A 12403-nucleotide genomic window follows, 5' to 3' on the forward strand; every position below is an offset into this window, starting at 1 on the left:
AGAACGAAAAATCGGGCGTTTCGGCTTTTAGAAGTGAGTTTGACCGAACAAGATTCTGTACGGTTTTCCTTCCTTGTCCTCTTGTCCACCTTGCCCTCCAAGTCTTGCCCCAACCGCACAGTAAAAAACCTACACCTGTCAGGATCTACAAGGGGGGCTAGGGGGGATCTCTGATTAAGTAAGGGTTTCAGCCTTAAGTTGATACCAATGGGCATTGCCGTGCCCTTATGATCGCTCAGGTATTGGTTCCAATATCATTTTTACATTGGTGGGCTTGGAAACCAAGACCCTACGATTCCTGCTTCATCCCGGTTCACCCTTCCGTCACCATCTGGGTAATAAATCTCTCCACCAATGGAACTTGAAACCGATAACAATCTCCCCTCTTTTCCAAGATTTCTTTGCGGATGAGACGGCGCACAGTGGATTTATTCTGGGGATGGGGAGTTTCTTCAGTGATTAGGTATTCCAAGAAATCTTGTTCAGGTTCACTTAAACTTGTCCATAATTCTCGAAAGTACATCCCCCCTGTTTCTATGGCGATAGGAATGCAGGTTTGCACATCATCGGGGGTAGCGAGTCGCCGTTTCTCCCGATTCAGGTGATCCACGATAACCGTACACAGGAGTTGAACCAGATAAGGTTGACAGCGCGTAGCTTGGATAATTTGGCTTACGGTAAGGGATTCATAGATTTTAGGAAAATCTGCGATCGGTTGGACAATTAATTCCTCGGCTTCGGGTTTTTGCAGATAGGAAACACGCAGGGAACGGGTATTAATTAGATAATCACTCCAATAAGGTTCGAGTTCGTCTAAAGTATGGGAACCACTGAATAGAAGAATCCATTGGCGGCGATGTTGTAAAACGTGGCGCAGGAAATTGAGGGGAATGCGGCTATTGGTTGTGGCGATAACTTCGCTGAGGCGTTCAAATTCATCCAGACAAAGGAGAAAACGTTTACCGGGGGCGATGCGTTCTAGTTTTTCTAGCCAGGTTTGTAGGGTAAGAAAGGGTTCCTGGTTCAGTTGTTGGGGATTGGGATAAGGGAGGTCAAAATTGCGGGATTTTTTGGCGGCTTTTACGATTTCTTCAGCGAGGTAGTTGCCTAAACCTTTTAAGGTGGTGGCGGTAGCTGCGCCTTGTAAATCGATGAGTAAAGGGATTAATTCTGAACCCACTTTGCGGGGGAGATATTTTAAGGCTGAAGTTTTGCCCGTGCGTCGTCCCCCGTAGAGTAAGAGGATAGGAGGTTGAGCGGAAAGTGCCAGGGTTTCGATTTCGCGGAAGATGTCCAAGCGCCCTTTAAATCGGGTTTTGGCATCATCTGGATTTAGGGAAGCACCTGCAATGTAAACTTGGGGGATTTCCGCAGAACGTTTAGCTTGTTCGGCTAGAGTTTGTTGGGCGGTTTGCAAGATTTTCAGCCATTGTTGAGCAATTTTTTCTAGCCGATTTAATTGCTGGGCATCTCTATTGAACGCTAAACTCTCTTGTAAACGATGTAGTTGAGAGATAGAACGACCGATAAATTCATATTGACGATAAGATGAGGTTGCTTCTCGAACTGATTGGGCGCTTTGGCTGACTTCTAAAAATTGAGGAATGATAAATCCAAAGACTTTTGGAGGCGGTGAAGGAATCCAGGCTAATTGATTAGCAATTGTCGCAATATCTCCAGAAGTTCGACACTGTTTAAGAACATCTGCGACTCTAGAGACCATGATAAACTCAGGTAGTCGCAGAAAAACACCGACCATTTGCATTCCAATTAAGACTAAAGCCGCAGGTACAACTGGAATCCATCCGGCAAAGCTGGAAAGAATAAAAAAGCCGATACCAAATAGTATACCGAGTAAAGGGATTGCACTGAAGCCTAAAAATAGAGGATGACGTATTTTCCAATTCAAACCTGCCCCTATCAGCGCCCAAGCAAAAATCCAGAGTATTTCTACCCATGCTGGCAAAACCCAAATCAGAGGTCGTCCATCAAGTACAGCACTGAGAATCTGACTCACCCCATGCGCCTGAATCTCTAATCCTCGCATTTCTCCGTAAGGGGTAAAGAAAATCTCTGTAATGCTGGTAGCAGTAACGCCAATTAATACAATCCGATTCTTGACCCATTGGGGATTAATTTTACCTTGAAGAACCTCGGTTAATGTCACGGATTGCGCGATGGGTTGAACCGCACGGTAATTAAGGATGATTTGTTGACCTCTAAAATCATACTGTTGATAACCTCCAGCACGGGGTTTTAAATCGGTAAAAATAATGTCTCCAAGTTGTAAGTCATTGTTTTTGGCGGTAAAGCTTGGTAATATATTCTCGGCAGCTAAATAGCGAAAGGCGAGTTGAAGGCTGAGGGCAAATGAGGTGGGACAAGGTGAGGTTAAAGGGACTGTTTGAAATAATAAATGGCGGCGTAGTAGACCTGTTTCTGTGTTTTTGCTATCCACTAATACATTGCTAAAGCCGAGATTTTGCCAAGGAATATCAGGGAAAGACGCGGTTCCTTTATCGCTTTCACTGCTCACTTTACAGACATGAATAACCCGATTTGTTTGGGGCAGATAGGTAGGTAAGTCTAGGGAAGAGTCTCGCTGTGTGTCGCGATAATGAATGGGGTTATCTCGATAGATATCTAAGCCGATTACTCGCGGTTGCATTGATTCCAGTTTCTGCAATAATTGGACTAGAATGTCATCGGATAAGGGATGGCGATAGTTGTTGATATCAGCTTCGGTTATTTTCACCAACAACAAACGTTTGTCTGGTGGTTCTTTGGGTCGCGATCGCATCATTTGGTCATAGGCGCTGAGTTCCCATGGTTGTAGTCCTCCCAGGGATCGGATGAGTAGTAGAATTAGTGCGATCGCGAAACTTATAATTAGGCTTCCTGGAAGAGTAGAGTATGAACGCATGATATAAAAATCAAGTTCAATATTGTTAACTTAATTGGCTGATTCACTTCACCCCCTCCAACAACTTCGCTACCTGTTCTGGAGCAGGCAGCTGATCCTTTAACTCCTGCGGTACAGTAGAAACAATTCGATAGGTTGCCACCCCAATCGGTTTATTCGATTCCCTCAACGCATATTCCACTATTGTTTTATTCTTAGACTTGCAGAGAATAATGCCAACAGAAGGATCTTCATCAGCTAGCTTAACTTTGTCATCCAACGCCGCCAAATAAAACTGCATCTTGCCTACATACTCTGGCAAAAACTTGCCAATCTTTAAATCCACCGCCACCAAACATTTCAAGCGACGGTGATACAAGAGTAAATCAATAAAATATTCCTCTTCACCAATTTCTAAGCGGTACTGACTGCCTAAGAAGGCAAACATTCCCCCCATTTCCTGCAAAAATGGCTCAACTTTTGCCAGAATCGCCAACTCTAACTGACGTTCGCTGTGTTCATCCGCAAGTTCTAGAAAATCAAACGTGTACTCATCCTTCAACGCCAACATTGCCTGATTGCGAATCTCCTCGGATAACGTCTGCTCAAAATTAGTTTGATTGAGTAGAGTTTTCTCATAGGTTTGGTTCTCAATTTGGTGGATGAGTACATTCTTAGTCCAACCAAACTTCCGTGTCATGCGGATATAAAACTCCCGCTCTAAATCATCCTTGCACTTCTCCACAATCACTAGATTATGCGTCCAACCAATTTCTCGCACCATTGGTGCGAGTTTTTGATTATGGCAGTAAGTCTCGTAAAATAGCTTCATGCGCCATAGGTTAGCTGCGGAGAAACCACTGATATCAGGAAACTCTGTTTGTAAGTCTTTAGAAAGTGTCGTCACCACCGACTTACCCCAACTTTGCTCTTGCTGACGAGTAACAATCATTTGCCCAATATCCCAGTACAAGGCAATCATCTGTTTATTGACTGTTTTGAGCGCTTCATATTGAGCAAAACGAATCCGCTGCTTGATTTCAACCAGAAGTTCGCCGTAATTGTCTGTATTTAGATCATTCACCCTCTGTTCCTCTCCAGCAATATCACTGATCAACACCCTGCACTCTCCAACGATACTCTTCATTTCCTACACATTACCAACAATATTAACTCCAATAATATTAAAACAATTGAGAATTTACCAAGACTTGAAGCCATTCGCGCAGCCTTCTCGAAGAGGGATTTAGGGCAGGGCTTTTATCCCCCAACCGCATTTTTAACTCGCTGTAATAACTCCTCAAACGGCAACACCTTCAACACAACCAAAATCGCCACAACTAAAATAACCGTTCCCGCAATCAAATTACTGGTATCATCTAACTTATCCCCCACAAATCGCGCCATCCACCCCAATTTCATCGGCAACCATAACAACAAACGCATGGGACGCTTTAACCGTCGTCTTGTCACCCCTGAATGAGGAACCCGTTGGGCTTCCTGTTCAAACTTTTGCCTCGCCCATTCATCGGGACGACTTTGCTGTTGCGCCTCCCATAACCACAATCCTGCCAATTGTAATAATAAAGGATGTCGTCCACCCCAAGCCAATCCTAGTTTCTGCCGTTCTGGACTCAACGCCGCCGTCACTCCCGGTATTTTATGTTCCGGTAAACGCATCAAATCCGTTGCTTCGGTTTCCGTAATTCCTCCCACAGGCAAAACCTGACCCAGATTAAAAAACGAGGACAGGAATCGATATTTACGTTTATAAACATCCAAATTCCGATAGGAAGCAATCACCAACATTAACGCATTGCGATCCATCAACGACCGCAAATTATCATAAAAATCATCCGTAAACTGATCCGGTTTCGCTAAAAGTTCCTCAAACTTATCCAAACACAACACAGGTAAAACATTCTCTGTTTGCCAAGATTCAATTGCTGCTGAAAATTTCTGTCGGTCTAGGGTTCCTGCTTTTAACGGTGTCGCTAAAGCCGGATTCCCTTGTACCACCGGACGATTGAGTAAGGCTTGGGCAATAGCCTGATAAAAACTGCTTTCTTTTCGACATTGTGCAGCTTGCAATGATAAGTAAACGACTACATAATTGCCTGGATTTTTACCAGCCCCCTGAACTCGTTGTTCGGAGGTCTGAAAAAAATGATAGAGTAATGATGATTTACCAATCCGACGTTCTCCCACGACATTAATACTCGTGGGTTGAGTATTAACCAGACGCGAGGTAATAAAATCCAATTCTTCTCGCCGCCCGACAAAGAATTGGGGGTCAGTAATCATTGACCCCGCACAAAACGGGCAAGATTGCTGGGATAAGTTCATAGGTTATTTTAGATGGGGATATCTAAATTCCTCAACGGGAACAGGAAACGGGGAATACCTAATTTATAGCAAATCCCGGTTGATTATCCCCTTGATAGATCCCCCTCATCCCCTAACCCCAACTCCGGACCGTGGGGAGAAGGGGAACCAGATTCTCTTACTCCCCTCTCCCCGGCGTGGGAGAGGGGCTGGGGGTGAGGGGTTGAGCTTAAGTTGACACCAATGAAGGTTAACCCGCACCTACACAAGCTGCAGATTTCCTCAAAAGATTAGAATTGTAGGGGCGCATGGCGTGCGCCCATTCTATAGCAACCGCCATAGTGGTTAGGACACATCATTTAGTAGAGACGTTCCGGCGGAACGTCTGGAACAACAGTTCGGAACGTCCTAATCTATATGTCTACTGCTATAACAGTTGTAGGTTAGGTTTCGCCACTAGAAGCGCTAAAGCGCTCACTACAAACCTACGGGGTGAACTAGCTGGAGAATCGCTGACGCCGCGCGATCGCATACCCCAACTTCTCCTAATAGTTGACGCATTTGTTGATAGTTTTCCAGAGTTTGTTGACGGTTATGGGGATTAAATAATAGTTCCATTGCTTCTCGAACTAAATTTTCTGAAGTCGCCTTCTCTTGGAGTAATTCAGGGACACTTGAACGCAACACTACTAAGTTCGGGGGTGACATGAAGGGAATGGAAAAGTTGAGGAAAGTACGGGCAATCCAGTAGGTCAATGGACTGACGCGATAAAATACGACCTGGGGAACATTGAGCAGCGCTAATTCCAAATTTACTGTACCTGATTTGGTAATCGCTAAATCAGCAGCGGCGAGTACCTCCTGAGTCTTTTCTGTCACTAACGTCGCCTGAAGTCCATAATCATTTATTGCTTTTTCAATCGGTTGGCGATAGGCTTGATGAGATAAGGGAATCCAAAAGATTGAGGATTGGGAAAGTTTTGACTTTTGAATAAGGGCGGGTTTTGTTGATAAGTTATCAGTGACAAGCTTATCTGAGTGGCTAAACCCGCCCCTACAATTGACTGTTGATTTATCTCCCCCTGCTTCCCAGACGTGCCATGGCACGTCTCTACAAGTCGATAACTTCTCCTGAAGCTGCTGGGCGGCGGAAAAGATAATTGGCATCATGTATTTGATTTCTTGATGTCTGGAGGCGGGTAAAAGTGCGATCGCGGTTTGATCGGGTTTAATCCCTAACGCCGCCCTAGCTTGCTCCCGACTGGGGTAAGATGGAATGCGATCGACCAGGGGATGACCCACCCAATGCACCGATGCGCCTTTTTCTTCAAAATAACGCGCTTCTTCGGGAAAAATCGCTAACAGTTTGTTCGTCATTTCCACAATTGTGGATGTATTCCGGGGAGAGAGTGACCAAACCCATTCTTGAGGGGCGATGTAATACACCACAGGAACGTGGGGAAGCTGACGCTGAATAAATTTGCCAATACCGAGATTGGGTCCCATATAGTCAATGAGAACAACGGCATCTGGGGGATTCTGCTTAAGGTATTGTTTGGCGCGACGCTGGATGGTTAAGGTTGGCAGAACAAATGGCAAAGATTCTAATAGTCCGACTGAGCCAATACCCGTCGTATTTCCTAATAATGTGGCACCAGAAAGTGCCATTTTTTCGCCCCCTAATGCCACAATTGTTAACTCTATTCCTTGGTGCGTGGCTTGCTGTTTCAGGGCATCAATAAGCATTGCACCCTGTAAATCACCGGAGACTTCACCCGTACTGATAAAAATTGTTTTTTTGGTCATTCGTCAAAACACTGATTTCACGGATTTATTGGAGAGAGTGGGGGAGGGAAGTGAGAGGTTAGTTACACTGATTACACCGAGAAATTAGTGTTCTATCATTCGTCATGGGTCACTCGTTTCCCTAGAAGCACGCTACGTCATTCGGTCGGATTAAACTCCAAACTTCTCCGTGTCTTGACTATGATGAAAACGACGACCTGAAATCGAACCACGCCGTCCCGGTAATTGCGATCGCTCTAAGAATAGGCGTAGGTGCTGTACCTGTTCATGATCAGATATCCGATGCAGTTGTTCTACGGCTTGATTGAAGGTGTAATCAGAGTGATAAAGCATCCGAAATGCCTTTTTTAAGTCTCCCAGGGACTCACCGTTGATTCCCGCTCTTTTGAGACCAACTAAATTGAGCGATCGCACTCGTGCGGGGTTGCCTTCGACTAACATATAAGGGGGTACATCTCGGTCAATACGACTCATTCCCCCCACCATTGCCAGACGCCCAATGTGGACAAATTGATGAATGCCTAAAACGCCACCAATGGTGGCTTTTGTTTCAATATGAACATGACCCGCTAAGGCGACTCCATTGGCGATAATCACTGAGTTTTCTAACACGCAATTGTGAGCAACGTGAACATAAGCCATCAACAAATTGCGATCGCCAATAACTGTGGCTTCTCCTGCACCCGTTGCGCGGTTAATGGTGACATATTCCCGAATCCGATTATCATCACCAATCCTCACCCAACTCGGTGCGCCATCATATTTTAAGTCTTGCGGTTCTAAGCCAATCGCTGCTCCAGGAAATATTTGGTTTCTCGCACCAATTTCCGTCGGTCCTTCGAGAACCGCATGTGCCCCAATTTTTGTCTGTGAACCCACTTTTACATTATCGCCAATGACTGCATAAGCACCAATTTGAACTGTCGGATGCAGTTGGGCACCAGGGTGGATTACAGCAGTAGGATGAATCAGTGTTGTTGCCATATAGCGATCCTATTTGAATGGTGAACAGGGTGAGTTTGTCATTCGTCATTCGTCTTATGTCATTTGTGAGGGTTTGAGGGTTTGAGGGTTATTTACATCACTTAATATAGTTGAGTTTATTTCCACCAACCTACTTAGGTTAAAGGAAGGTTGAACAGGGGACAGACTCGCTTTTGGTGAGCTGTAGAATTAAATGTAAGGGTAAGCGATCGCAGAAATTTCAGGTATAATCATCTATACTGACGCCTCTATCATTTCAAGTGCGACAGGATAAAGAATCCGGGAGCGCTAACCCAAATTTGGGATAGCGCAGGTGAGATTTATTCGACTAGAGAAAACATCAATTCCCCTTCAGCAACTCGCTGATCGTCAACGACTGCACGAGCTTGCATCTTTCCAAAACGACGGCGCTTCACCGATACGAGTTCCGTCGTCATGATCAGTTGATCGCCAGGTACAACAGGACGACGAAAGCGAACTTTGTCAATTCCGGCAAAAACAAATAAGGCGTCATCCATGTCAGCCATTTGTTTTAAGACAATGCCACCAACTTGAGCCATGGCTTCTACAATCATCACCCCTGGCATCATCGGTCGTCCTGGAAAATGTCCTTGGAAATAGGGTTCATTAAACGTGACATTCTTGATACCAACCGCTAGCTTTCCCGGAACATATTCAATAATGCGGTCAACTAAGGCAAAGGGATAGCGATGGGGCAAGATCTTATGAATGTCTTCAACCGTGAAAATTGTTTTGGTGGATGATTCAGACTGAGTAGGATTGGCATTATCAGTGGAATCATCGTGAGTGTTAACGTCAATCAAGGTAGACATGAGTAAATTAGGATAAAAACGAGTACCAATGAGCAGCGTTCAGTGACCAGGTGAGTGAATCTGTAAACGTATCCAGACTGTAAGCGGATTGAATCCTAGTCATTTCGTTTTGCGTCCGCTACACCAGGAACATGGATGAGTTAGCGTTTAGGTGTCAGTGGTGATCAAGTGCCAATAACGGCTGATGATTGACGACTGACATCCCCAGCGCCGATTTGTTGAGCCAGTAATCTCGCTAATTGAATATGCAGAGTGTGACTGGCTTTGTAGGCGAGGACGTGAGCGACAGGAAATTTCCCCAATAAACTCAAATCCCCTACTAAATCTAAAAGTTTATGACGCACTGGCTCATTTGAAAATCGCAAGGGCGGATTCAACCAGCCGTGATCGCCGCAAACTAAGGCATTTTCCAAGCTACCGCCTTTAATTAAACCGCGATCGCGCAGTTGGTCAACTTGATTGGCTAAACCAAAGGTTCGCGCTGGTGCGATCGCCTCAGCAAAATGCTCCTGTTCCGGTGTCCAGCTATGCCATTGATTGCCAATCGCTGGGTTCTCAAAATCAATACCGTAGGTAAATCGCGTCATCGGTGCGGGTAAGGCGGCGACAAAGGCATCGTCTCGACAAACCCAAATGGGTTCCTCAACCAACATTGGGGAAGAGAGGGGAGGAAAAGGAGACGAGGTTTGGGGACGTTTACTCTCAACCATCCCCACCTCCTGAATTGCTTTAATCCAAGCCAACGCCGAACCATCCAACAGGGGAAGTTCTGATCCGTCAATTTCAATACAAGCATCGTCCACTCCACTCCCAGCAAGGGCGGCGAGGAGGTGTTCGACTGTCCTCACTGTCACCTCGGAATCGGCAGAAGTCTCATCATTTTCTGCCCTCAATTGGGTCGAAAGCATCGTAGTAGAGACAGCCTCCACTCGCGCTGGAATCACAGGTTTTTCTGGCAAGTCAACGCGGACAAAATAACGTCCCGTTCCAGCCGCCGCAGGTAAGACGCGAACCGTGGTGGTCAGCCCACTGTGCAATCCGATACCTGATCGTTCAAAAGCAGCACCCAAAGTGTAGTTGGTCATTCGTCATTCGTCATTCGTCATTCGTTGATTGTTCATGGTTCATGGTTCATTGTTGATTGGGAATCTTCTCCCTCATCTTCCCCATCTTCCCCATCTCCCTCATCTTCCCCATCTTCCCCATCTTCCCCATCTCCCTCATCTTCCCCATCTCCCCCATCTCCCCCATCTTCCCCAACTTCCTCAACCGTTAAAAGCGTTCTCCAATACCAAAATGGAGACGGCTGTCTCCTTCATCATTAAACCCATAATCCACACGAATTGGACCCAGGGGAGATTGGACTCGGATACCAATCCCGACACCAAAGCCAGTTCCGGGTTTATCGCGAACCACAGCAGGTTCACCGGGTACATCATCACCGGTACCTAAATCACTGCCGAAGTCTACAAATAAAGCACCGCCGACGACAGAGATAATCGGAAAACGGTATTCTGCTGTAGCTTGGATAAAGCTGCGACCTGAACCCACTTCTCCCTCATCGTAACCGCGTACTGAGTTACTCCCACCCAGAGAAAAGGCTTCGTAGGGGGGTAAGTCTCCAATCGCAGTTCCGGCTTGCACGTTAAAGGCAAGGGATTCAGGTCCTTCAGTGAAATCGGTAAATTCTACGGGTAAATAGTAACTATAGCTCCCGCGTAGGCGACTGAGAAAGATACTCCCTTGACCAATCGGAATCGTCTGTTCAACGCCGAATCTGAGCAGAGAACCACTGGTAGGTCGCAGGGGATTATTGCGGCGATCGCGCACCGCCCCCAGTTGCAGGCTAAATAGGTCGTCTTCACCCTCTCCACTGAAGCTTAAATCATTACCCAGTTCATCCTCTGGACTCAGATCCCCATCTGAATCCCGAATCGACACTTGTTGATATTCAAATCCGGCTGATGCTGTCCATTCAGAACGGCTATAGAGGTCGCGGGATAAGGGACGAGTAAAGTTGATTCCACCCCCGGTACGCACCACACGGGGGCGATCGCCATTGTCCAGTTCCACCTCAGTCTCACCCCCGTCGAAAATCAGAGAAATCGAGCGGCGTCGGAAAGCATTCACCGTATAGGAGGTGCGGAAGGGATCACCCGCAATCCAAGGGTCGGTAAAGCGCAGGTCAAACAGCAGGGCGCGTTCTCCCACCTGAAATTCTGCTCCGAGGGTTTGATTATTGCCACCAAGGTTTTGTTGCTGATAGCTCACTGTACCAAATAAGCCACTGGCGGAGCTAATTCCCGCCCCCGCCGCCAGGGAGCCTGTATTTTTCTCAATCACATCCACCACTACCACAACCCGACGGGGGTCAGTTCCCGGAGCAAAGGAGAGGCGCACGTCATCAAAGAGTCCTAGACCAAAAACTCGTCGCAAATCCCGTTCCGCAATTTGGCGGTTAAATACATCCCCTTCATCGAGTTGCATTTCTCTGGTGATGATAAAGGGACGGGTACGACCGCCAATGGGTTCGTCTGCTGCGGTGAGTAAGCGAATTTGCTCACCTTCATCATTCAGAATGGGTTCTCCCTCTTCATCAAGATAGCGGACGGCAATCTCTTCAATCACGCCTTCTGCCACGGTTACGGTGACAATGCCATCATCATTCACATCTGAGGCATCAACCACTTGCGCCAGGTCGTACCCCTGTTCTTGATACCAGTCGTTTAACCGTTGAATGCCTTGTTGGAGGTCATTCAGGTTCAGAATCTCACCATATTGCTCTTGGAAGATCTGATCGACCACCTCCTGAGGTAGAACCCGCGCCTCGGCTTCTGGCGGAACTGTATTCACCGCCACCTGACGCAGTACAGGGTTTGGTTCGACCACAAAGGTAATCCGCACGCCCAAGGGAGTATCTTCGGGTACAACGTCTACACTTCTGAAGAAACCTGTGGCAAAGACAGCATTCACATCTTGCTGTAACTGAGAGCGCGTGGTTGCCAATCCGGGTCGGGTGCTAATGGCGCGAAAAATCTCGTTTTCCAGTTGCTCTTGGGGTCCGGTGTAATCCTGGAAGTCAATGACGACTTCTGATACCAGAACTCGTGGTTCTGGCTGATTGGTGGGTGGCGTTGGCGCGTCAGTTGGGGGAACTTGAACTTGGGCAATTAGCGGCGGCGTTGGTGTTATCGTTGGCGTTGCTATGGCATGAAGGGCTAGATGATTTAGGGTTGTGGGGTTAATCGGTGTTAATTTTGTCGAATTGACCTGAATTGGCGGGGAGGTTGATTCTGGCTCATTTCTAGGGTTATCTTTTGCCAATTCGCTGGTTGCTGTTGTCGTTTCGTCAATAACCTGAGCGAATCGAGGAGAAGAAATACCTTGGTGATCAACTCCCCCCTGATGTGTCGGTTGAACCGATGGTAATGGCGTTGAATCCACCTCAATTTGATGAATCGCTGGATTATCCTGAATCGGCTGGGAAATCGCTTCTACCTCACCTCTAGGACTGTCTGTTGTCGATTCGTCCATAACTTGAGCGAACTGAGGA

The 12403-nt window shown here is 46.6% G+C and carries 8 protein-coding genes; all 8 read right to left on the reverse strand.

Features of this window, described 5'->3' with window-relative positions; all coding sequences use genetic code 11:
• Positions 1 to 313: 313 nt before the first annotated feature.
• Positions 314 to 2923: a CHASE2 domain-containing protein gene (locus RIE73_RS09850; RefSeq protein ID WP_446401020.1), complete on the reverse strand. Its 2610-nt coding sequence runs from the start codon at positions 2921 to 2923 to the stop codon at positions 314 to 316.
• 43 nt (positions 2924 to 2966) lie between these two features.
• Positions 2967 to 4049 carry a PDDEXK nuclease domain-containing protein gene (locus RIE73_RS09855; protein WP_446401021.1) on the reverse strand — a complete coding sequence of 361 codons (1083 nt, stop codon included), beginning with the start codon at positions 4047 to 4049 and terminating at the stop codon, positions 2967 to 2969.
• Positions 4050 to 4162: 113 nt separating this feature from the next.
• On the reverse strand, positions 4163 to 5206 hold the full coding sequence (locus RIE73_RS09860) for an nSTAND1 domain-containing NTPase (RefSeq protein ID WP_446401022.1): 1044 nt from the start codon (positions 5204 to 5206) through the stop codon (positions 4163 to 4165).
• A 498-nt stretch (positions 5207 to 5704) separates the two neighbouring features.
• Complete coding sequence (lpxB, locus tag RIE73_RS09865) at positions 5705 to 7033, reverse strand: lipid-A-disaccharide synthase (protein WP_446401023.1); 1329 nt, start codon at positions 7031 to 7033, stop codon at positions 5705 to 5707.
• A 150-nt stretch (positions 7034 to 7183) separates the two neighbouring features.
• Positions 7184 to 8017 carry an acyl-ACP--UDP-N-acetylglucosamine O-acyltransferase gene (gene lpxA / locus RIE73_RS09870; RefSeq protein WP_446401024.1) on the reverse strand — a complete coding sequence of 278 codons (834 nt, stop codon included), beginning with the start codon at positions 8015 to 8017 and terminating at the stop codon, positions 7184 to 7186.
• 320 nt (positions 8018 to 8337) lie between these two features.
• Positions 8338 to 8850, reverse strand: a complete 513-nt coding sequence (gene fabZ / locus RIE73_RS09875; protein ID WP_446401025.1) for a 3-hydroxyacyl-ACP dehydratase FabZ — start codon at positions 8848 to 8850, stop codon at positions 8338 to 8340.
• A 164-nt stretch (positions 8851 to 9014) separates the two neighbouring features.
• A complete protein-coding gene (gene lpxC / locus RIE73_RS09880; RefSeq protein WP_446401026.1) occupies positions 9015 to 9935 on the reverse strand; it encodes a UDP-3-O-acyl-N-acetylglucosamine deacetylase in 921 nt (306 codons plus the stop codon).
• A 187-nt stretch (positions 9936 to 10122) separates the two neighbouring features.
• Positions 10123 to 12403, reverse strand: a 2281-nt coding sequence (locus RIE73_RS09885) for a BamA/TamA family outer membrane protein (RefSeq protein ID WP_446401027.1), incomplete at its 5' end; no start/stop codon positions are given.

The sequence above is a fragment of the Coleofasciculus sp. C1-SOL-03 genome, from assembly GCF_040220555.1.
Classification (GTDB): Bacteria; Cyanobacteriota; Cyanobacteriia; order Cyanobacteriales; family Coleofasciculaceae; genus Coleofasciculus.